18 protein-coding genes are annotated in these 22,896 nt (G+C 60.1%); all 18 read right to left on the bottom strand.

The window, feature by feature from the left end:
* Positions 1-10: 10 nt before the first annotated feature.
* A complete protein-coding gene (locus tag HMPREF2692_RS00525; RefSeq protein ID WP_070518728.1) occupies positions 11-1,462 on the bottom strand; it encodes a ComEC/Rec2 family competence protein in 1,452 nt (483 codons plus the stop codon).
* Positions 1,459-2,091 carry a ComEA family DNA-binding protein gene (locus HMPREF2692_RS00520; RefSeq protein WP_070433016.1) on the bottom strand — a complete coding sequence of 211 codons (633 nt, stop codon included), beginning with the start codon at positions 2,089-2,091 and terminating at the stop codon, positions 1,459-1,461. Before HMPREF2692_RS00520 ends, HMPREF2692_RS00525 begins: the two co-directional genes overlap by 4 nt.
* 26 nt (positions 2,092-2,117) lie before the next feature.
* A complete protein-coding gene (locus HMPREF2692_RS00515) occupies positions 2,118-2,969 on the bottom strand; it encodes a DegV family protein (protein WP_070455910.1) in 852 nt (283 codons plus the stop codon).
* Positions 2,969-3,643 carry a histidine phosphatase family protein gene (locus HMPREF2692_RS00510; protein ID WP_070433014.1) on the bottom strand — a complete coding sequence of 225 codons (675 nt, stop codon included), beginning with the start codon at positions 3,641-3,643 and terminating at the stop codon, positions 2,969-2,971. The genes HMPREF2692_RS00515 and HMPREF2692_RS00510 overlap by 1 nt, the downstream gene beginning before the upstream one ends.
* Positions 3,644-3,646: 3 nt before the next feature.
* A complete protein-coding gene (rsfS, locus tag HMPREF2692_RS00505) occupies positions 3,647-4,117 on the bottom strand; it encodes a ribosome silencing factor (protein WP_061924072.1) in 471 nt (156 codons plus the stop codon).
* A gap of 109 nt (positions 4,118-4,226) precedes the next feature.
* The gene (gene nadD / locus HMPREF2692_RS00500; protein WP_070433013.1) at positions 4,227-4,844 is read right to left on the bottom strand and encodes a nicotinate-nucleotide adenylyltransferase; all 618 of its coding nucleotides are present in this window, start codon (positions 4,842-4,844) and stop codon (positions 4,227-4,229) included.
* Positions 4,837-5,799, bottom strand: coding sequence for a hypothetical protein (locus tag HMPREF2692_RS00495; RefSeq protein ID WP_070433012.1), 963 nt, complete (start codon positions 5,797-5,799; stop codon positions 4,837-4,839). Before HMPREF2692_RS00495 ends, nadD begins: the two co-directional genes overlap by 8 nt.
* A 3-nt stretch (positions 5,800-5,802) precedes the next feature.
* Positions 5,803-7,083 carry a glutamate-5-semialdehyde dehydrogenase gene (locus HMPREF2692_RS00490; RefSeq protein ID WP_070455909.1) on the bottom strand — a complete coding sequence of 427 codons (1,281 nt, stop codon included), beginning with the start codon at positions 7,081-7,083 and terminating at the stop codon, positions 5,803-5,805.
* On the bottom strand, positions 7,061-7,813 hold the full coding sequence (locus tag HMPREF2692_RS00485; RefSeq protein WP_070455908.1) for an ABC transporter ATP-binding protein: 753 nt from the start codon (positions 7,811-7,813) through the stop codon (positions 7,061-7,063). The genes HMPREF2692_RS00490 and HMPREF2692_RS00485 overlap by 23 nt, the downstream gene beginning before the upstream one ends.
* Positions 7,807-8,907, bottom strand: coding sequence for a FecCD family ABC transporter permease (locus HMPREF2692_RS00480; RefSeq protein WP_083286075.1), 1,101 nt, complete (start codon positions 8,905-8,907; stop codon positions 7,807-7,809). Before HMPREF2692_RS00480 ends, HMPREF2692_RS00485 begins: the two co-directional genes overlap by 7 nt.
* Before the next feature lie 3 nt (positions 8,908-8,910).
* A complete protein-coding gene (locus tag HMPREF2692_RS00475; protein ID WP_070822387.1) occupies positions 8,911-10,122 on the bottom strand; it encodes an ABC transporter substrate-binding protein in 1,212 nt (403 codons plus the stop codon).
* A 246-nt stretch (positions 10,123-10,368) separates the two neighbouring features.
* Entirely contained in the window at positions 10,369-10,875 is a 507-nt protein-coding gene (locus HMPREF2692_RS00470; RefSeq protein ID WP_062037851.1) for a DUF1707 SHOCT-like domain-containing protein, read from the bottom strand.
* An 11-nt stretch (positions 10,876-10,886) separates the two neighbouring features.
* On the bottom strand, positions 10,887-11,792 hold the full coding sequence (locus HMPREF2692_RS00465) for a D-isomer specific 2-hydroxyacid dehydrogenase family protein (protein ID WP_061924091.1): 906 nt from the start codon (positions 11,790-11,792) through the stop codon (positions 10,887-10,889).
* Positions 11,793-11,826: 34 nt separating this feature from the next.
* Positions 11,827-13,047, bottom strand: coding sequence for a glutamate 5-kinase (proB, locus tag HMPREF2692_RS00460; RefSeq protein WP_062043574.1), 1,221 nt, complete (start codon positions 13,045-13,047; stop codon positions 11,827-11,829).
* A 14-nt stretch (positions 13,048-13,061) separates the two neighbouring features.
* Positions 13,062-14,585 (bottom strand): GTPase ObgE, encoded by a 1,524-nt coding sequence (gene obgE / locus HMPREF2692_RS00455; RefSeq protein WP_070822385.1) that lies wholly within the window; start codon positions 14,583-14,585, stop codon positions 13,062-13,064.
* Between the two features lie 41 nt (positions 14,586-14,626).
* Positions 14,627-15,538, bottom strand: a complete 912-nt coding sequence (locus HMPREF2692_RS00450) for a class C sortase (RefSeq protein WP_070822383.1) — start codon at positions 15,536-15,538, stop codon at positions 14,627-14,629.
* Complete coding sequence (locus HMPREF2692_RS00445; RefSeq protein WP_070822381.1) at positions 15,525-21,488, bottom strand: DUF5979 domain-containing protein; 5,964 nt, start codon at positions 21,486-21,488, stop codon at positions 15,525-15,527. The genes HMPREF2692_RS00450 and HMPREF2692_RS00445 overlap by 14 nt, the downstream gene beginning before the upstream one ends.
* Positions 21,489-21,547: 59 nt before the next feature.
* Complete coding sequence (locus tag HMPREF2692_RS00440) at positions 21,548-22,888, bottom strand: isopeptide-forming domain-containing fimbrial protein (protein WP_141761283.1); 1,341 nt, start codon at positions 22,886-22,888, stop codon at positions 21,548-21,550.
* Between the last annotated feature and the right edge of the window lie 8 nt (positions 22,889-22,896).

The raw sequence follows: 22,896 nt of genomic DNA, 5'->3' as shown, positions 1-22,896 counted from the left end.
AGGAGCAATTCTAGCGGTAGAAAACTGCGATTCCATCTGCTGTGCGCGTGGGGTAATCGGGCGGCGAATCTTGCGTAACAATGATGCTCCGTGTGCCCGGCGGAATGGGCTCGATGTCTTCCTCAGTGGCCACCACATGTATCGGTGCCTGCGGGGTATCAAAGTGCCTCGGCCACAGGAATGCAACCACGCAGGCAAGTGTGAGCAATGGGCGTTTGTAGAGGATGCCCGCCACTATCCAGCCGTAGCCCAGCAACACCAGGAAAGGGCTAGCGTCAACGGTGCTGACCGGCAAGGCCGCGCAGCCGCGGGCGATGGTGTTAATCCACCAGGTAAAAGGCTCGGCTAGGCGCAGCACCCCGGCGCCCAACACGGAAAGCGGGCCCAGCTGCGCGAAGAGGGCTGCCAGCAATCCCAGGATGGTCACGGGAGCAGTCGCGGGAGCAACCAGCACGTTTGCAAGTACCGAGACCACCGATACCTTCCCGGACATCAAAGCAATGATCGGCATCGTCACGAGGTCGGCCGCAATTGCCACGGCGAGCGCGCGGACGAAGATATCCGGCCATCCAATCACCGCCAGGTGGCGATAAAGCAACGGCGAGAGCGCCACGATTCCGGCGGTCGCCGCCACCGACAACGCAAACCCGAAGTTCTTGGCCAACTCGCTGTCGATAAAAAGCAGCACGATGATAGCCAGGCTGAGCCCATGCATCGGCTCCATGCGCGCGGAGTTTAAAACCGCGAGTAGTCCCACCAGGCCCATCACGGCCGCGCGCTGGACGGAAGGCTCAAACCCCACCAAAGCCACGAAGATGCACAATGCGCTAAGCGACGCCGCGACCCGCAGCCGTGGTCCCTTCACCAACAAGGCGGCAGCGCTGCACACGATGGCCACGTTCGAGCCGGATACCGCGCTCAAATGTGACAACCCGGTGTCGATATAAAGCTGCTTTTCTGCCGCAGTCTGCAAGGTGGTATCCCCCAGCACCATGCCCGGCAGCAGGCCTTGTGAGGAAGGGCCAACGCTTATGCTGACCAGCTCGCGGAAGTTCTCTGCCACGTGCGCGGCCAAAGAATCCGGCGGGGTAAGCGAAGTGATGGTGCCATGGTCCACGGTCACTTGGGCCCCGGCTGGAGCGGGTTCGTCGCTAAACACAGGTACCTGAAAGGGATAGCCAGGCACGCGCAGGCGCAGCAGCCAGCCAAAGCGCACCTCGGTGGGCTCAGTTATGACGGTGCCGGTCAGGACGTCGCCAAGCGGGCCCGCGCGGGAAATGCGCACCTTAGTCACGGCGATGGCCAAGGCGCTAAGGCCCGTGGTGAGCACCGCCTGGCCGCGCTGCCAGAACCACAGGACTAGACAGACTAGCGGCACTAAGGAGCACCACGCGCCGTTAAAGCTTAAGAGCGTGGCCAGCCACACCGCACACGCGGCCGGCAGCAGGCGCAGCTGCCTCATAATTGCACCTGGTCTTTGAGCGCCTCGAACTTTGCAGGCCCAATGCCGCTTATCTCCATCAGCTGCTCAATCGAGGTAAAACCGCCGGATTCCTCGCGAAAGCTCAAAATGGACTCCGCCGTGACCTCCCCCACCCCTTTCAGCTCCATCAGCTGCTCCTTGGTGGCTGAGTTCAGGCTGAGCAGACCGCCTTCCTGCGGCTCGCCCGGGGCTGGGGCGGGTGCGGGCAGGCCGACGACGATTTGCTCGCCGTCGCTAAGCCGTTTGGCCAGGTTGAGGTTGAGGAGGTCCACGCTGGGGCGCGGGTGGGCATGATCGAGGGCGTCGGCAATGCGGGCGTCCGGCGCCACCGTGACAAGGCCGGGGTTTTCGACCTCCCCCACCACGGAGACCACCAGGGAGCTCGGTGCAGCGGCGCTGCTCGTAGCCTCGGAAACGGAAACCGCATAAGGATCGTTCCGGCTCGTAATACCCAGCCACGCCAAGACACCCGCAGCAACCAACACCGCGATGGCGCAGGCAAGCCACGGCGGAATGCGCACGCGCGGGCGCGGATAGGTGACGTTGAGCAGGTCCTCTTCCCCGGTGGGGCGCGTTAGTTCCCGAAGGCGATCGCTAATATGCGGCATGCCCTCGACGCTAAAAGGCGGCGCAGTTAATGCGCTAGAGGCAATTTAAAAACCTGTGGATAACTTGTTGTTCGTGTCAACGATTCAGGAGGTTCCTTGCTAAAGACCACCGATACGCCGATGGCGCCGGGGCCGGCATGCACGGCGAGCACCTCGGTGAGTTCTTCGACCATGAAGGAAGAGCCCTTCGGCAGGGCTATCTCGAGCAGTTCGAGCAGGCGCTCGGCGGACTCCTCGGCGTCGTTGTGCTGCAATGCCACGAAGACGGGCTCGCCATCGGCGCGGGAGGCGATGAGATCGACCAGCTTGGTAAAAGCCTTAGTCTGGGTGCGGGTCTTGCCCACGAGCTCCAGTTTGCCGCCCACGATGGACATGATGGGCTTGGTGGCCAGAAGTGCAGTGGAGAGCATCGCGGTGGTGGTAGAAAGGCGACCGGAGCGGCGCAGTTCCTCCGTGGAGTTGAGGTAAACCCAGGTGCGGCCGCGCTTGATCGTATCCAGCGCCGCCTCGTAGCACTCCTCAAGCGAGGCGCCATCACGCGCCAAGGTCGCCGCAGACATCGCCGCGGCACCAATCACCATGCCCGCCGAGCCGGACTCGACCACCTTGACGGTATCGGGGAACACGCCCGAAGCCGTCACCGCGGCAGACCAGGTGGAAGAAAGTTCCTTGGACAGATGGATGGCCACAATGCCGTCGTCGGTGGAGCGTTCCATTTCGCGACCGTATGCGGCCGCGAGCTCCAGCGCAGTAAGACCCGAGGTAGATTGCTCGCCGTCTGCGTCCATGACGTGCAAATCGATTACTCGAATCTGCAGGTTTTTCACGATGTCTGGCGGCAGCCCCGCGGCGGAATCAGTGACGATGCGGACGGCCACTAGTCACCTGCCCCCATGTTCCAGCCGTCGAAGTACCACTTGGCGCCGTCCACGTTTCCCGCAGTGAACTCGAGGGAGGCCTGCGGATTCGCTGGATCAAAGTCCGGACGGGCGGTCAGCTGGGACCAGTGGGTGTTCTTCAGGCCCGAAAGGATGGAGTACTGCTCGTGGCGCAGGCCCAAAAGGTGGCAGGTCAACGCTGCAATCGCACCGCCGTGCCCCACCACCAACACGGTGCCCTCGGCCCACGGTTCCGGGTCACGCATCAGCTCGTCGATGACGGGACGCGCACGCTTGGCGACGTCCACCCGCGACTCGCCCTCCGGCGGCGCCCAGGTGGGATCGTGACGCCAGATGGCGCGGGCGCCGGGGTAGTCGCGATCTACTTCCGCCGAGGACATCCCCTGCCACTTGCCCAGGTGCGTCTCGCGCAGGCGGGCGTCGACAGTAGGCTCCAGGCCCAAACGTTCACCAATGACGCCGGCGGTGGCGCGGGCACGGGAAAGATCCGAGCACACGATCGCGGAAATCCCTTGCTCCGCAAGCAGATCTGCTGCCTGCTTGGCCTGTGCAAGCCCCAGCTCGGACAGCTCCGTGTCCAGGTGGCCCTGCATGCGGCCAGTGGCGTTATAAGTGGTCTGACCGTGGCGGATCAGAAGCAGGCGGCGCGACAAGGTTTAGTACTCCTCGTCCTCTTCCGGCTCCGGCTGAGCCAGTGGGATCTCATCGATGGACTCAACTTCGCGCAGGTTAACCTCGTCGGACCACTCGCCCGGACGCTCCGGGGTCTCGATGCCCTCGATCTCCAGGATCGGGCAATCGTGGTAGAGGCGATCGAGGCCATAGAACTCGCGCTGATCGTTGCGCTGGACGTGGATAACGATGTGACCGTAATCCAGCAGTACCCAGCGGTTTTCGCGGTTGCCTTCGCGGCGCTTTGGCTCGTGGCCAAGCTTGGTCAGCTCGTCTTCGATTTCCTCCACGATGGAGGCCACCTGGCGCTCGGTCTCGGCGGATGCCAGCACGAAGATCTCGGTGATAGCAAGCACGTCAGAGACGTCGATAGCCACGATGTTCGTGGCCAGCTTCTCGTCAGCAGCGTGCGCCGCGGTTTCAGCCATCTTGCGGGCTACATCAGTAACGGACATGTGCTTTCCTTCAAATATCTTCCAAATATCTTCGAATACTTTTTAGTTCTGCCAGTTTCGCACGTAAGAGGTGCGTTTGGCTATTTCCGTGAATTCTTTTTCCCAAATTCTATAAAGGCTTATCAGGATTAGGCCCATAAAGATTGTTCTTAGCGATGTATTGGACAACCCCATCCGGCACGAGATACCACACCGGCTCGCCTTCCCCGGCGCGCTTGCGGCAATCGGTGGAAGAAATGGCCATGGCGGGAATTTCGATGAGTTCGATCCCGGTTTGGGATTCCAGCGGCAGCATATCCTTGCTGAGTTCGTAGCCGGGGCGGGTGACGCCGACGAAGTTGGCCATCTCTAGCATGACCTCCCAATCGTGCCAGCTCATGATCGAGGCCAGGGAATCGGCGCCGGTGATGAAGTAGAGCTCGGCATCGGGGAAAAGCTCGCGCAGGTCACGCAGGGTATCGATGGTGTAGGTGGGGCCCTCGCGGTCGATGTCGACGCGGGAGACGGTAAAGCGCGGATTCGAGGCGGTTGCCACCATGGTCATCAGGTAGCGATGCTCGGCTGCGGTGACGTCGCGCCCCTCCTTCTGCCACGGCTGGCCGGTGGGCACGAAGACCACTTGGTCCAGTTGGAAGCGGTAGGCCACCTCACTGGCGGCCACGAGGTGGCCATTGTGGATGGGGTCGAAAGTGCCGCCCATGATTCCAATGCGCTGTGGACTAGTCATGAGTGGAGATTATACGTGCGCTTTCTACCCAGCTTGCAAAGGTATCGGCTACTTTTTCATCGGCGGGCGTGGGCGCCTGGGTGAAATAGGAAGCATGCCGCGAGGCCTTGGTGGATAGAGCCGCGCTTGCCGACGCCACCGAGAGGTCGCAGGCGAAATCGTCCCGCAGGCAGTAGTTCAAGCGCTGCCCCTCGGGCAACACCGCGCTTTCTGGACGCATGTGCGCTGGGGCCAATTCCAGTAGTCCGCCACCGCGGGCTGGGCTGCCGATGACGTTGGGATCGCCCGGCAGGGAAAGTGGATTTCCCAACGTAATGGCTGCATGCAGCCGCGGGAGGGACTTTTCCGCACTCGTGGTGATGATGGCGCCCTGCGAGTACCCAGCCGTTATGTACTTCGGTGCGCAGCCGGTGCTCGCCTCGTAGTCTTGGACCACCTTGGGCGCATTGGCCATGCCGGTTTGCACGCTGTTGATAAAGCCGAACAAGACAGAAGGAATGAGCTCGTAGAGCGGGTGCTGCCCCACGATGAGCGCTAGGCGCTGCACGGTCTGAATCGGGTTGAGGTTCTCGCCGTCTTCTGCCAGCGCCGGCAGGTCCATTTCTGCCGGATAGGCCTTGTCATCCATGGCCAGCACGAAGACGCGGTCCATGGTTCCCGGATGACGCTTTTCTACTAAGTGGAAAAGGCCTGCGAGGTTCGGGCCCTCGTAGCCGTTTGAGGGCGCGGAGTGCTCCGAGTATTGCTGCGGGCCGAAGTACTCGCCGTGGTCCTTGTCCTGGTCAGAGCCTCGTGCGGCGAGCACCACGACGTCGGGGCAGGCGCTCTCCTCAGCTGCTGCATGTGGGGCAACTGCGAAGGCGCTGCCCAGAGCAACTGTGGAGGCAGCCAAGAAGGACAGCGATTGGGAAGGCAGGCCTCGGGAAGAGAGGAAACGAGAAAAAGATAGATGCATGTTTTAAGGTCGAGTTTGACCGCTGCCCTGCAGGATCCACTTTGTGGAGGTCAGCTCCGGCAAAGCCATCGGGCCGCGGGCATGCAGCTTCTGGGTAGAGATACCGATCTCCGCGCCCATGCCATAAACCTCGCCGTCGGTAAAGGCGGTGGAGGCATTGAGCATGACGGCGGCGGCATCGACCTCGTTGGCGAACTTAAGCAGAACATCGGCGTCCTGAGCGGCGATGCCCTCAGTGTGGCCGGTGGTGTACTCGGCGATGTGCGCGATGGCGCCAGCGACGCCGTCAACCACCTTGGCGCAGATGTCGTTGCTCAGGAACTCCTCACGCCATTCCTCGTCGGTTGCTTCCACAGCATTGGCCACGCCGAATTGCTCGAGCTCGGCGACCTCGCCATGGATGACCACGCCTGCCTCCTGAAGGGAGGTGATGACGCGAAGTTTCGCGGCGTCGGCAAGCGCGGCGTCGAGCAGCACGCACTCGGTGGAGTTACAAACCGAAGGGCGGCGGGTCTTGCCGTTGATGACCATGGCGATGGCCTTGTCGAGGTCGGCGCTGGCATCGATGTAGAAGTGGCAGTTGCCGGTGCCGGTCTCAATGGCGGGGACGGTAGCGCCCTCCACCACCGCATTGATGAGGCGAGCAGAACCGCGGGGAATCACGACGTCGACAAGCCCGCGCGCCGTGATGAGATCCTGCACCGAATCGTGGCTTTCGCACGGCAGGAGCTGCACGCCCTCGCGCGGAAGGTCGAAGTGCGCCAGGGTGTCCTGGAGGATCTCCACGAGCTGCTCGTTGGAGTTGCGTGCGGACTTAGATCCGCGCAACAGCGGCACGTTGCCGGACTTGAGCGCAAGGCCAAAGGCATCCACCGTGACGTTCGGACGGGCCTCATAGACCATGCCCATGACGCCGAGCGGCACGCGCACCTGCTTCATCTGGATGCCGTTGTCCATGTTGTGGCCCCGCAGTACCTCCCCTACCGGGTCCTGCAGGGCGGCGACCTGGCGCAGGCCGTCGGCGATGCCTTCGACGCGCGCGGCGTCGAGCGAGAGCCTGTCGATTAAAGAATCATTCATCCCGGCCGCGCGGCCAGCGGCGACGTCGCGCTCATTGGCCTCGAGGATCTCAGGGGTGCGGGCCACCAGGTTTTCAGCAGCGCGCACAAGAATCTCATTCTTGCGTGGGGTGGAAAGCTGCGCGAACTGCGGCGCAACTTTCTTCGCCTGACGCGCCAGCTTTAGTACTTGGTCTCGTTCTTCATCTCGAGTGAGTTGGCTCATGAGGCTCAAGCTTACCGAAGCTAGCCTCGACAGGACAGACCATGGGCACGCCTTCATCATCGATGACGCGGGCATGGATGCCATAGACCTCACCCAGCAGCTCGGTGTTCAGCACCTCTGCCGGGGTGCCGTGGGCATGCACGCGGCCGCCGTGGAGAACCACGAGCTCATCGCAATAGCGCGCGGCCAGGTTGAGATCGTGGATAGCTACCAACGCCACTGCCCCGCGGGAGACCTCCTTGCGCAAGGTATCCAGCAGGTGCACTTGATGGCGCAGGTCGAGCGCGGAGGTCGGCTCATCCAGCAGCATCAGGTCTGGCTCGCGGGCCAGCATCTGCGCCACGGCCACGAGCTGGCGCTGTCCGCCGGAAAGCTGGTGAACGTAGCGGTGTGCGAGGTGAACGATGCCGAGCTTTTCGAGTGCCTGCACTGCCGATTCCAAGGCGTTAACGGAGCCGCGCTTAGCGGAGATGACCACCGATTCAAAGGCGGTCAGCGAGGCGCTGGTCAGAAGATCCTGCGGCACGTAGCCCACGTTGGCGCCACCAGTATCGCAGGTGCCCGAAGTCAGCTTCTGAATGCCGGCGATGGCCTTGACCAAGGTGGACTTGCCGGCCGCGTTGGGGCCGATGAGTCCGACGATGGTGCCGGGTTCAGGCTCGGGCAAGTCAACTCCTTTGAGCACCTCCCGCTTGCCAAAGTTCACGCATGCCTGTTCTACTTTCAGCACTTGATCCTCCTCTTGGTGAAGATGAGCAGCACGAAGAAAGGAACACCAACGAGCGCCGTGATGATGCCGATGGGTACGGCAACGCCGGGGATGATGGTGATCGATACCGCGTGGGCACCCGCCAGCAGCATCGCGCCCGCCGCCATGGAGGCCGGCGCAAAGAAACGCTGATCCTCGCCCACCAATAAGCGGGCCACGTGTGGGCCAACCAAGCCAATGAAGCCGATGATGCCGGCGAAGGCCACAGCGCTAGCGGCCAGCAAGGAGGCCACGACGAGGGTTAGAACGCGCAGTTTTTGCACGTTGATGCCGAGGGCCGCCGCACGCTCGTCGCCCAGGCGCAGCGCCGTGAGCTTCCACGCGTTAAGCATGGTGAAAGGAATGGCAACCAGCAAGGTGACTGCGATGATCAGGTTGGACATCCAATTCGCACGCTGCAGGGAGCCCATGGTCCAAAAGACGATCTGCTGCAGGGCTTCAGTCGAGGCGCTGTATTGCATCAGCGAAAGCAGTGCCTGGAACAAGAAAACGAGGGCGATACCCAGCAGAATCATTGACTCCGCACTAGCACCGCGCCACACCGCCGCACCCGCGACGATGGCCACGGCCACAAGAGCCGACAGCCAAGCGACGGCCGCGAGATTGAACTGCGGATTTCCCAGCACGGTCCAGCCCAACACGATTGAGGCCGCGCCACCGAAAGCGGCTGCTGCCGAAATGCCCAAGGTGAAAGGCTCCGCCAGCGGATTATCCAGAATGGTCTGCATATGCGCGCCCGATAGCGCCAGTGCGGCGCCGATGAGAACGGCCATAACCGACGCCGGCAGGCGCAGGTTCCACAGGACCGTGCGGGTAGTCTCATCCACCTGGCCCGGTGAGAAAATGCCACGCAGCATCTCCATCGGGGAAAGGTGAATCGGGCCGACCACCGTGGCGATGACGAAGGCCACGAAGGCAGCCAGCACCAGCGCGCCAATGATGAGCACCTTGCGGAAGTTATTGCTGCGGTACTCGGCGATTACCTGGTGGGTGTCGGTTTTGGTTTCGGTTTTCTGGTCAGTCTGCAAACTCTCAGAAGAGGTCAAAAGTGCCATTTTCTAGTGCTTGTGTGTGTTCTTGGTCGTGAAGAAAACGCCGCTGTAGTCGATGGGCAGCCACTTGTTGTGGAATTCGGCGAAGTCCTTTTCTGGGTCTAAGTCCTTGAAGGTTTCTGGGTGCATCCACACGGCAAACTGCTCCAAGGCGAAGATGTTAAAAGGCGAATCGTAGAACTGGTGGTAGACAGCGTGGAAGTTGCCTTCCTTTGGGGCCTTAAGCTGCTCGAAGCCCGGGGTCTTCAGCAGGCCCTCGAGGGTCTCCTGCGCCTTTTCTTCCTTGGCCGCGTAACCCATCTCCACGTGCGGCAGGACCTCCGGCTTTTCCGGGTCCTTGGCCCATGCGCCGCCGGTGGCGATGATGTGCTCCGGCTGCTCAGCAAGCACCTTTTCTGCGGTAAGATCTCCAGACTCGGTGTCCAGCAGGCTATCGCCCAAGTTCTCGCCGCCGGCGGCATTAACCAGGTCACCTAGGTTAGAGTCCTTGACCGTGGAGCAGCAATCCTTCAGGCCCGCCGCGCGCCAGACCAGGGTGCGCGGCTTGTTGCCTGCCTTTTCCGCGCGGGACTTAATGTCATCAACCTTGCCGGTATAGAACTTGTTGAACTCTGCGGCCTTGTCCTCGTGACCGAAGAGCTGGCCGAAGACCTCCATGGACTTCGGGGTGTTTTCCAGCGGCTTCTGGCGGAAGTCGGTGAAGACGTACTTCAGGCCGGCCTGGTCCATCTTGTCCAGAAAGCCGGTCTTTTCCGCACCCTCCTTGTGGTCCAGCGTCATGACCACGACGTCCGGCTTTTGCGCGAGCAGGTTTTCCACGGTGACGTCGCCCTTGGCGATGTTGCCGATGGTCGGCAGATCCTTGTACGCCGCATTGGTTTCGGCGAACTTGGACTCGAAGCTCGGAGCCGCCTCATGCAGGTCCTTGCCCAGAGCCACGACGTGCTCGAGCGGATCCTCGCGGTTGAGAATCGAGGTGGCGAAGAGCCCGCGGCCCTCGCCCAGAAGGATACGCTCAGGCTGCTTGTCGAAGGTGACCTCGCGGCCGGCGACGTCAGTGATGGTCACAGCAGTGTCCCCCGCGGCGCCGGTAGAGCCGGTGGACGCGGAGGTGTCTTCGTTGCTGCTGCACGCGCTCAACGCAGTCGCGGATGCGAGCATGGCCAGGGTGGCTGCCGCAATGCGGACGGAGTACTTGGGCACGTTGAAATGGGTCATGAAAGAAAGTCCTTTGCTCACGAACAATAGCCAAGTTAACTTAGGCTTGACTAAATCGAACTAGGATGAGCTTACAATCCGGAACGTGCCCGCGAAAGTGATCCCCCCGGGTTTTATTTAGGTCACTTTAAAGCTGAATAACATCCTCTTAAAGAAACTCACCCCCAACAGCATGGTTATCCGCGCTGGATGTCACGCGTGGGTATAGCTCAAGCGCGCAGCCACTCCCCCCGCAGACCCCGCGGACTACTGCCCCAGCTCCTTGCGGCGCTCGGCTGCCAGACGTAGGCGCTCGGCCCGGTCTTTGTCATCCTTCTTTTTCAATTCCTCATAAAGTTTTTCGTCGTCGTCGGAGAGCTTGACCGCCTCCCTGACACCCCACGAGGCGATACCTGCAATCGGGAAGACAAGCCAGAAATAGTCCCAGTCGAAGACGAAAAGCCCCAGGAAGAAGAGGATCATCGTCGCTGACCAAATGACGGCATCGATTCGGTGGACTAACCCTCCGCGGCGCTGCAGCCGGTCGAGCTCGGCCTGCGCTTCCGATTCCTTGAACGGGACGACCTCTGCAATTGGATTGTCAGGAAGGTCCTCAAAGAGGGAAGCGATCTCGCCGCGGGTACGCGCAACAGCCGCCTTTCCTGTGCGGTCTTCGAACTCGTTGATGTCGATGAGACCGTTAGCGAAGTGGGTGCTGAGGAGGTCTAGCGCATTGTGGCGTTCCGCGTCTCCCACGCGAATGTCTTTGTTCATGCTTTTACACTTTAATATCCAGCGTTCGGATCCACACGGGTAGGAATTTCCTCGCCAGCCTCAAAGGCTGCGGCCACCTTTGCGGTGTGTGCTCCCAAGTGGCGGCGCACCGAGTTACGGGTATTAGCAATGTGCGGTGTAATGACCACACGTTGGTCCTTCCACAGCGGGTGATCATCCGGGAGCGGCTCCGGATCAGTGACGTCGAGCGCTGCGCCGGCAATCTCGCCAGAGTCCAGCGCTGCCAAAAGATCCTCGGTACTGATGAGTGGGCCACGGCCCACATTGACCACCACCGCATGATTCGGCATTTGGGCAAACACGTCTTTGTTGACCATGTGGTGGGTCTGCGGGGTAAGCGGCGCGATGAGCACAAAGTAGTCGGCCTCAGACCAGACCTTGTCCACCTCGGAGATGGGATAGGTCTCATCCGCGCCTGGAACCGCGTTGCCGGACCGGTTTACGGCGATGATGCGCGGGCCAAAGCCAGAGAGCATCGTGATGAGCCGCTTGCCGATGCCGCCGGCGCCGATGATCGCCACAGTCTTGTCCTCGTGTAGGTAGGACTTGTGATCCTGCACCTCCTCGTAGTTGGAGAAGGTGTCGTTGACATAGCGATGGGCATGCAGCTGCGCAAGCAGCAGCGCGATGGTAGATTCCGCCACGGTGTTATCGAATACGCCAGCGGCGTTGGACCAGATTACGTCGGTCTCCTTCATGACGTCGAGCAGATGGTCTACGCCTGCAGACGGAATCTGCACGAACTTGATGTTCTCCGGCAGTGGCAACGGGAAGTCCGAGCCGTCGCCGTTGTAGATGAGGAAGTCGGCATCGAAAAGCTCCGCGAGCTCATGGCCAGATCCCCGCAAGGTCTCGACGGATTCTTCCCATTGTTCCGGCAACATGGCGTATTTCATGGTCTTCTCCTGGGGTTTCTCTGGCCTCTAGTGTCTAGATTCGGGAGGCGTAGTTCGACAGGTAGTCGGCGTGGACAACGCTGCGGCGCTGGTATTCCGGCAGCTCCTCCATCTGCTTGCCCAGGATGCCCCGCAGCTCCGCGGAATCAAAACGTACTTCGCCGCGGCCGATGACCTCACCTTCCGGGCCCATGATGTCGATGATTTCCCCGCGGGAGAATTCACCGATGGCCTCCGTGATGCCAACCGCCAGGAGCGAATTGCCTCCCTTGGTGACCGCCTGCATGGCGCCAGCGTCCAGGCGCACCGCCCCACCGGTATCGGCGCAGTAGAGCGCCCAGAACTTCCAGGCAGACAGTTTGCGCTCCTCGCGGGTGTGGAAGACGGTGCCCACGGAGGCATCGGCAAGAGCAGGGCCAATGTTATCCGTCGACGTCAGCAGCACCGGGATTCCGCCGCGGGTGGCCAGGCGCGCGGCCGAGACCTTCGTGGCCATACCACCGGTGCCGACGTTGCCGGACTCACCGGCCTCGACCCCTTTCAGGTCTTTGCCCGTACGCACCTCATCGATGAAGCGGGCGTCCGGCTCCGCCGGGTTTTTGTCATAGAGGCCATCGACATCAGAGAACAGGAACAGCGCGTCCGCGCCCATCAGGTTGGCCACCAAGGCGGAGAGCCGGTCATTATCCCCGAAGTGCATCTCCGAGGTCGCCACCGTGTCATTCTCATTGACTATGGGAATGGTGCGCAGCTGGCGCAGCCGGTCGATGGTGCGCTGCGCGTTGCGGGCGCGGTCCCGGTGCCCCGTATCCGAGGCGGTGAGCAGCACCTGGCCCACCGTGCGGTCATAGCGGGCGAAAGACCGGCCCCACTCGTACGCCAGATGCACCTGGCCCACAGACGCCGCGGCCTGCTTGGTGGCCAGATCAGTCGGCCGGCGATTAAGCCCCAGCGGGCCCATGCCAGCGGCCACCGCACCGGAGGAGACCAGGATGACATCGGAGATGCCCATGCGGGCGTGCACCGCGTCCACAATGTGGTCGATGCGCTCCTGGGAGACCAGGAAGTCCTCATCCGTCAGCGACGAAGAACCAATCTTGATGACTACGCGCTTGGCGTGCGCGATGTGCTGGCGCAGCGGCGAATCAAAGCCGGACGCCGTGGGATTTTCATGCAACGGGTCCGGAAAGGGGGTGTCAACCGTGGGCCCGGAATAAGGTTTTTGGGTTAGCGGAAAATCTTGTTGCGAAGACATGGCCGCCCATTGTACTAGCCCTGCCAGCGGTCCCGGTTCGCCTGCTCGCGGGTGACCTTCTCGTCATCGCCAAAGTCATACTCGTCGATGAGGCCACGGCGAGCCTGCGAAGCGCGCTTACGCTCAGCGGCGGAAACACGCTCGGTGCCGCCGAGGCGACCGTCGAAGCCGCGGCCGGCATCCGTGGCACGGCCGCCAGTCATCGGCTCCCACTCGAAGGTGATGCCGCCGATGGTCACCGGACAGCCTTCAACAGCGCCCTGCTTGAACAGCTCATCTTCCACACCGGCCTTGGCCAAGCGGTCAGCGAGGTAGCCGATGGCTTCATCATTTTCGAAGTCGGTTTGCACAATCCAGCGCTCGATCTTGTCGCCCTCCACCACGAAGGCACCGGCAAGCTCGGGATCAGGGCGCACGGTGAAGTCAGCGTGGGAGCCGGACTTACGCTCGCCACGTGGGCGGATGATGGTGTGGTTCTTATCCGCCTTGACCTTCGGCTGTGTGCGACGGTGCTCCTTGACCATCTCAAGCAGCTTGTACTTGAGCGGATCGAGGCCCTTGCGTGCCACCGCAGAAATAATGAAGACGGGCCAACCGTACTTCTCCTCCAGCTCGGGTTTGACGAACTCGGCCAGTTCTTCCGCCTCCCGAATATCCGCCTTGTTCAAGATAATGATGCGTGGGCGCTGCCGCAGATCACCCAAGCCGGTGTCCTGGTCCAGCAGTTCTTGGTACTTTGCGAGCTCCTCTTCGAGCGCCGCAATATCGGAAAGCGGGTCGCGGCCCGGCTCCAAGGAGGCAACGTCAACGACGTGTGCGAGCACCGCAGTGCGTTCGATGTGGCGCAGGAAGTCCAATCCGAGGCCCTTGCCGTCAGCAGCGCCCGGGATAAGGCCCGGAACGTCGGCCATGGTGAAAGATTCAAAGCCCATGTCCACCACGCCGAGATTCGGCTGCAGGGTGGTAAACGGATAATCACCAATCTTTGGCTTGGCCGCAGAAAGCACGGAAATTAGGGAAGACTTGCCGGCCGATGGGAAACCGACGAGGCCGACATCCGCCATGGATTTAAGCTCCAACACCAGATCACGGGCCTCGCCCGGCTCGCCTTGAAGCGCAAAGCCTGGTGCCTTGCGGGCAGCAGAAGCTAGCGCAGCATTACCAAGGCCGCCAAAGCCGCCTTCAGCGGCTACAAAACGGGTGCCAGGAATCGTGAGATCCGCCAGCATCTCGCCGTCTTCGGAGTAGACCACGGTGCCGGCCGGGACCTCGAGGATGAGATCCTCGCCGCGGGCGCCATTGCGCCAGTCACCAGCACCGTTGTTACCTCGGCCGGACTTCAGGTGCGGACGGTAGTGGAAGTCCATCAAGGTATGCACCTGGGTGGAAACCTCTAGCAGGATGTCTCCTCCGTGGCCGCCATTGCCGCCGTCTGGACCGCCCAGCGGCTTAAACTTTTCACGGTGCACCGAAGAGCATCCGTGGCCTCCGTCGCCGGCCTGCAGGTGAAGAACGACGCGGTCAATAAAACGTGCCATGAAGTTGGTTTCCTCGCACTAACGCTAAGTAGCTGTTTTTCTTACTCTGAGCTGCTCATACTACCATCGGCGGCCGCCTGCTTCCTAGCCTGACGTTCCTCGCGGGCTTGCTTACGTCGGCGGCGACGCCATTCCAGATAGATGATGATAAGCAAAGAGATGGCGATGATGCTAAGCGCGGCAATCATCCACCACGACAGCTTTGGATGCCAGCCCGAATCCTCATCTCCGCCCGCAATGTAGACGCGTTCGGCGTGCACGAGCAGACGATCCGTGTTGATGCCGTACGGGGTGCAGGTGATCAGCGTGATCTGATCCTTGTCAGGCTCATAAGTCACCGCATCGTACTTATCAGGTTTGACCACCTCGCGGCCCACGACCTTGTAATGCAGCAACTCGCCCATCACCTCGATGGTGACGATTTCGCCGTCCTTGAGTCGCGGCAAGTTATCAAACATCGACGCGTCCACCATGCCGGTGTGTGCAGAAATAACGGCATTGGTTCCCTTACCTCCCACCGGCAGTGAGGAACCAAACATGTGTCCCGCGCCGTCGTAAAGCACAGCAGGGGCAGTCGTATGCCGCACGGGAAGATCGACGTTAATTGCGGGAATGCGAAGTCGCGCAATCGCGCCCCCGGCCTCTGGGGCATTGAGCGTTTTCATGTAACGCTCAAAGCCCGGTGAAGAAGGATTCGGTGGGAAAGCATGATGACCTTGCTCCGCCAACCAATCGTTGTACTCATGTGCCTGCTGCACGTAGGCCTCTCGCTGGGCAGGCGGGTCGATGCGCTCAATGGCGCGCCGGTAGTTCTCCGCCTGGTGCTGCAGCTGCCAATCGTTGTACTGCGTGGCAACAATCGGATACAGCAGCACCAAGATGCCGAGGATAACCAGCCACAGCGAGCTTTTCTTCTTGCGTGACTGGTTCTTCTTCGACTTAGTCTTCGCCATCGGTTTCTTCGCCGTCGGTTTCTTCGTCGTTGCGATTACGCAGGTACAAAGCCATACCAATTGCCAGCAGAATGAGGCCGATCAGCAGCGCCCACACCAGGGTCTGACGGCCGGTATCCGGCAGCAGGAAGCCGAGGCCTTCCTTCAGACGCAGAGCACCGTAGCTATCGTCGTCGGAGACGAGGATGTTATTGCCCAGCGCTGTCACAGTAACCTTGCCGCGGTAGTAGAAGTTATCCTTCGTCGACTCCGTGATCTTCACGTCGAAGCTGCAGGTGGTGGATGCCCCTACGGCGAGATCGCCTGGGGCACAAACCTCAGTAGGAATCGCGCCGCCTTCCGGAACCACGTACTCGGATCCATCAGCGGCTACCACAGTGCGGCCAGCCAACTCCGGCTCGGTGAGCTTAAGGTCAGTCAGCGGCAAGGCGCCGTTGTTTTCTACCGTGTAGTTGAAACGCATGGTGGTCGCGTCGTCGGGAAGCACCGCGGTATCGGCCACCTTGCCAGTCACCGCACTGATAGGTGCGCCATCAATCTTCTTGGTGATGTTGACCCCAGGGAAGGTATTGATACCGGTCAGTTCCCACTTGCTGCCCGAAGTGGACATATCGCTGGCCTTCGCTACCGGCAGGATATCGAAGGACCACTCGCCAGAAGTCACCGTGTGGGTAGTCGGATCGATGGAGTTATTCGCCTTCACATTACCCAGGCGCGGTCCGGTCTCACCCACAGAGACAACCGGAGACGCAGAACCTTCATTCATGACCTCGCCGATGGTGCAGTTCTGATCAACTTCGATGTCACTCAACGTATGCGACTGGCCAGACTTCAAAGTGAATGTCTCACCACAGCTCGAGGAGAACTCGAAGGTCCGCCCCTCTCCTGCCGCGCCGACAGATTGCTTAGTGAAGGTGACCTCAACGCTATCGCGCGGATGCATCGCCTCACCGGCGATGGTCAACACCGGAGCACCCGTCTCAGAGCGCAGCGCGCTATCCAGCCTAAAATCGTAGGTGTACTTCTTCATGTCACTGGTGACTTTGTCGAGTGGAATATCTGCAGGCTTTACATCCGGGTTATCGGCTGCGGCGCCCTCCTTCGTCCACGTCGCGAAAGTCATGTACGGAGAACGCGTGCCCGCGGTCACTTCTAGCTGCACGCGCTCGCGCAGGGCCGAGGAACCACTTGCATCCAAGGTGCAGTCATAGCCCACCGGCAGGTTCACAACCTTGCCACCCGAAGGTGCACTGGCGTCAGCCACCGTCGCACTCGAGTTAGCTCTATTGACGTCGAAGCTCAACGTTTGGCTATCAAAGCCCGGAGCAGTACAGCTGACCTTATAGTCATAGCTATTGTTGCTCAGACCACCGAGGTAGCCATCCTGCAGCGCCGCGAAGGACACGGGGACGGTGCGGCGCGTGTAGGTGTTGGTGAAGTCATAGGAAACCGCCGGTTGGCCCTCTTCACCGACGCGCTTGTCGACCTCACGTGGGTCCTGCTTCCACTCCAAAGCTTCTGGTGTGGCAGAAGGAGCGAGCTCCGTGAAGGTACACCACGCACCGGAAGGAACCTCAACCTCGTCCGAGGTGAAGGTCAACGTGCCATCCGGGAAGGCATTGGTATCGCCCGCATTCAAACTGGTAGGCAGCCCCACGTTAGAGATGGAATAACCCACGCCCTGGCACTGGTAGTCGAAGCGGAACTCTGGGTTGGCCTCGCGCAGCACCTGAAGGTCGTCCGCATTGGCGACGATCTTCTTACTCATCTTGATGGGCGACTTCACGAATTCATAGAAGTTGACCAGTTCGACCTTGTTGCCCAGGCCTCCATCGGAGATGTCGTCCTCAATCATGAACTTCTGCGAGGTGGTCTCACCATCTGCGAGATCGGTATCCGTGTAGGTCATGCCCTCGTCGCGCTGCAGACGCCACTCCACCTTGCTTGGACGCATGTGCGTTTCCAGTTCCGTGCCATCCGGCGCGGTCTGAGTCAAGTTGAGCTGACCGAACTTGTCACCGGTCAGTTCGCATTCCGCGCCGACCGGGATATCAGCAAAACTGGTAGAGCCAGGTCCCTGAATGGTGCTGTTGACCGGGAAAGTTCCCAGCTTGCCCGAACCATCGATAGGCCCTTCTGGGTCACGGCAGACCAATGCAAAGTTGTGGGTATAGAACTGGTCTTTCCAGTTTGCGCCATAGGCTGCCTGGACGTCGACTGGCGTGTTAGCAACCTTGTCCAGGTTCACCTCTGCCAGCTGACGGGTATAGGTATTGACCAACTTCACGTCTTGGTTGCCTCTGACGTCGAAGTTCAGGGAGCGATCGCCTGAAGCGTCCCCGACTTTTACTTCCTGGGTGAAAGTGATGCCCTCGGCAGCAGTGGTCTCACCTTCTGCCGCAACGCACTCGGAACCGTCCGGAATGTTATCAAAGCTCAAGGACTGGCTAGCCGCATCATCAGATTGCGGGGAGCTGACCTTACCGGAGACAGTGATGACGCTGCCGCCACCGGGTGGCGTGCACTTCATCGTGAAATCGAATTGACGGTTGTACTTGACGTCCTTGCGGGCCTGGGAGAAGTAAGCCTCATTGGCAAAGTCGACCTGCTTGGTCACAGCCACGGTGACATCTTGGTAGTCGTAGGTGTGGGTTACCTGTGCAATGGTGGAATCGCCGACGATGAACTCACCAGAAACGATGCGAGCTTCGTCGTTGAAGGTCTGAGACTCGCCATCGACTGAAATGTTGGAATCACGGTCGATGGCGTAGCCATTGCGTTTGCCGTCTTCACGGTTGCTGTCGGATTCGACCAATTGGCACGTGCTTCCCGACGTCACGACGGTGGCTGGCACGGTCTCCTTCGGGTTATCGGGCCCCAGGGTGATAGTGGCGTACTGGCCTAGGTCCAAGGGGCTGCCGTCGTCGGCGGTACAGGTCAATTCGTAGTCGACGTCGCGGAAGAACTCGTCGACGCCTGCCTCAGACTGGGTAATGGTGATGCCCTTACCGGCGGGTTCGAAGGTATTGGTCAGGCTAACGGATTCAGAGTCAGAATCGACTGTAAAAGTCTGCTCCTTGGCGTCGGTTGACCACAGAACGCCGTTGCCAGTCGAAGGAGTGGTTTCAGAGAACGTACATTCATTGCCATAGGGCACGCCCATCGCACCGTCGCGGTCATTAACCAGCCCCGCAATCGTGGGATCGGAGACCTCGGCGACGAGACGTTCGGTCTGCCCATCGGCTAAACGGACAGTACCAGTGAGGTCGACAGGAACATAGCTATCGCTCGTCGTCTCTACCGTGCGGGTACCACAGCGGAAGGAAAGCTCGTAGTCAGCAGGCAGGTTAGCGCCGTTGACGGAATTGTTAACGAGCTTGGTCAAATCGACCGTGCCCGTTTTATTGAAGTAGTGGTTCGACACAGAAACGCGGTTCTGGTTGGTATCCCTGGATTTGTTCACGGTCAAAACCGGGGTGGTCTTTGCTTCCTCATTGTTGAGGGTGGTCACCACGTCAGAAGAATTGGACGCGGAGACCGTGGTGCGGTCAAGCGTGACGTTCTGCTGCGAGGGGCTACCGGATTCGTAGACGTAGCAGTCTGCACCGACGCGCACGCCCTCGATCTTGACCGGATTGGCGGTGTCAGTGGTGATGTTCATGTCGCCTTCGAGGTTGTAGGCGGCATCGTTTGGGTCGGTGCAGCGATAGTGCACCGGGAAGGTGGTACCCGCGTCCAACAAGCTGCTGCCTGGTCCACGCAACTGCTTGATCACACGGACGTCGCGGGTCTTGTAAGAGTAGTGCGCCTCGATACGAATATCGGACACAGTCGGGGTTCCACCTTGCGGATAATCCTTCAGGCGGATGGTGTAGGTGCCATCGGAGTTGGCTTGAATTTGCTGGCCATCAACCCAGACATCGCGGCCGTCGAAGCTAATGCGCTCGGCCTCGGAATCGGAAAGGCCAGACAGTGGCTTGAGCACGCAATCGCGCTCGACTGGGACATTGTTAAAGCTCGTATCGCCGGCGATTTCATCCCCAGTGCCCGTGGCCTGGATCGTGGATTGCTGACTGTAATTGGTGGTCAAACAACGTAGCGAGAAAGAATAATCGCGCGGGCTGCCGAGCTCGTTGACGGGTTCGCCGGTGATGGTCTTTGAGATGTTGACGGTGCCGGGACGGTAGTCATAGTTGTTGTTTGCCTCGATGTCATTCGAGTGATCGGCGGCGTTGACACCGGATTTCAGGGTGACAGTACCAACGGGCACGGCGTCGGTGTTCTGGGAGGTGCCGTTGCCCTTCCAGGTCAGGGTCAGTTCCTTACCTGGACGGGCAGGCGGAGCACCATCAGCAAACTTCTCCGTCAAGGTACAAGTCGCGCCGGCTGGCAGACCTTCAACGGTGTAATCATCACCAGCGGCGAGATCACGAGAATCCTCCAGCTTCATCGTGGGGTAAGCATCGGAGTAGCCGGCCGGGGCGGCGCAGCGGTAGCCCAAGTTGAACTTGCGCGACTGCACCTCGTCGAAGCCGGCCGCGGTACCGGTGACCGTCTTTCGTAGGGTCAGCGAGGAGAATTGGTACTTTGGCTTCCACGTGACGGTACAGGACATGGGAACCGAGTACTTGTTTTGGTAGACCACCTCGGAGGTACCTGCCGCGGCATTGTTGTTGAGCTGGAATCCCGAGGGCACGGAGCCTTCTTTGATGGTGTAATCCGTGGTACCGAGGGTGCAACGCCACGTCGGCGTATAGCGGGCCAGCGCCTTGCTCTTTTCCGTGCCGGTGGCAGCAGACTTGAACACCATGGAATCGGCAGCGACGTTGCCGTTCACATCGGGGGACATGCGGCGCAGCGCCTGGGTGTAGGTGTTCGCGCCTTGCCACGGAACCTTGGTGTCGGTGCTGCCATAGCGGGTGGCCATGGAGAAATCGAACTTGGTCTCTTGACCCGTGATGGTCTTTTCCATCGTGGTATCCGGCTGGACGACGTCGCCGGTCATGCGGCCCATGTTGAGGGCTAGTGCAACGCCTTGGAAGTTGTTGCGAGTAAAGAAGCCGACGTCGAGGCTCGTCAGGCCATCGCCGCCCACGATGTAAGAGCCGGCCTTGCCGGTGTTGATGGAGAATTCCTTGCACACGAAGTCTTTCGGCGTGTTATCGCCGCGATTGTAGTAATCCTCGATGCCGGGGCCGAAGACGTTGCTGGAATTGTTATTGGGATCGCACGCGGAGCGATAACCGCTCGGAGTGAAACGCTTGTACGGAAAAATGGTCTGCCCCGTCTCGGGGGCATCGATGGTCAAGTTTTCCGTAAATAATGACCAACCACGAGTGTCCTGTGCATCGACGATTGAGGTGCGGTAATTGCTCACGTATTGGCCGGTGAACTTATCCTTGACCTTGATGTTGCGAAAGCGCAGGGTGGCCTGCTGCGATGCGGCCGTAATTCCGGTGCCTATACCCCACACCACGCTCGGCTGGATGGCCTCCTGACCAGAACGCGGGACAAAGTAGTCGGTGTCGTTTACATTGCGGCCAAAGACGCCGTCACCCACCGGACCGGAATACGTCTGCAGCTTGGAAGGATCAGTGTTTAGGTCGTAGCCGCGTTCGTCTTTTGTCTCGTACATGACGTCGAAAGTCAGCTCGTAGCGGCCGAGATCCTTCTTCACGGGCTTCGGGTAGGTGGTGACCGAGTTATTGAGATCCGACATGTCGATCCAGCACAGCTGGTCCGCATAGTTGGCGGCCTCACCGGTGCCACTGCGGAAACCGCACTGCTTGTACGTCGCCTCGTTCGTGGCCCAGCCCTTGCTGGTCTGTGCCTCGGCTTCGGGCGTCACCAAGTTATTCAGCGGCGAAGAGGGCGCGACGACTAGCATTAGCGTCACGAACGCCACCAATAATGCGGCGAAAAGGCGCCGAGTCTTGGTGTTAACCGTCATAAATGCTCCTGCGGAAAAGATTGTGTGTGAGGAATGAAATAGGTTGGCCGGGCGTACCCTCATACGCGACCATCTCCTTCATCGTCATCGTCATCCTCGTCGCGCCTGCGAACGAGAATAAAGCCCAGCACCAATGCGGTAATCGCAGCGAGCACGATGCCGATCACGCTGGCGCCGGTGCTTGCGAGGTTGTCGGCAATCTTGCCGGCAATACGCTTTGCTTGCTCGCCGACGCCGTTACCCTTGCTGTCATTGCCAGCATCGTCGACTACCCCACTGCTCGGAGAATCGGGATGCCCATGAGTCTCGGAACCCGGCTGGGTTTTTCCATCGCGATCGTCATCGTTGTCATCGATCGGATGATTTTTGCCTACAACGACGACTTTCGCTGGAGTGGACTGGATAGTGGCAGGCTGATCGCCACGGCACTGTTCAGCTGCAGCAAGAACAACGCGCTCAGTTACTTGACGGCCGTTAGCATCGGAATACGCCAAGGTCGAAACACTAGGACTTAGGTTTGGTAGGCAGTAGCCGTCGGGGCTAAAGCGCGCAATGTTGGTGATGACATCGCCAACAGCTTCAGAAGAGCGCACTTCTGCTTCCAAGTGAATTTCCACACGGGTCTCCGGATTGCCAAGCCGTGCCTTCGCCAGAATGTCTAGTCCAGACTGTTCCATCACGATTTCAACGGAGTTACCGTCAAGGATAGTGCGAAAATCGCGCCCGTCCTCCAAAGTTTGCGAGCCATTGAGGTTGCTCACGGTAATGGACTTTAGCCGCCGAAACGCAAGACGCGGATCCAGCTCATCGAGCACGACAAACTGGTGGAGTTTTCCTTGGGCGTCGCAAGGCGGCAGCGACGTCCTGATGCGATAGTCCAGCACAGCTCCAACCTCGACTGATCGGGCGTCCACAGATTTATCGGCAATTACCGGCTGCGCTTTGGCACTGATTTCAGCCTGCACGTCATTCTTTACGGGGACGAGGAAAGGGCCTGCCACATCCTCGTAGGAATTGTCGGTGCGTTGGGGCCGCTCAGTTACTTGGTACACGCCTTCTGACAGGCCTGTAAACTTTGCAGTACCGGTCTCATCAGTAGTTGCAACAATCTCAGGCCCGAGCTCCATGCCAGGCTTCGAAGTCAACAAGGCAGGATTATCCTGAACCATCTGCCCGAGTTCTTCTGGGCTTGCCAAGGGCAGCCCAAGAAGCTGACGGACGACGAAGACAGCACCAACGTTGGAGTTGATGCCTTTGGGGTCAGCGCTCTTGTGAACTGACAAACTACCAGTGCTTGCCGAATGCGCTGGCGCCGGCGAGACAGCGACGATCAAGGCGCACGCAAAGAACAGGCCAACGGCCAAGCGCATCAATGCCTCACATCGCCCTCTGGTAGTCACGTTAGGAT

The organism is Corynebacterium sp. HMSC036D03 (genome assembly GCF_001836185.1).
Taxonomy (GTDB): Bacteria; Actinomycetota; Actinomycetes; order Mycobacteriales; family Mycobacteriaceae; genus Corynebacterium; species Corynebacterium simulans.
Note: the sequence above shows the minus strand (reverse complement) of the source record. Positions and strands in the feature narration are given on the sequence as shown.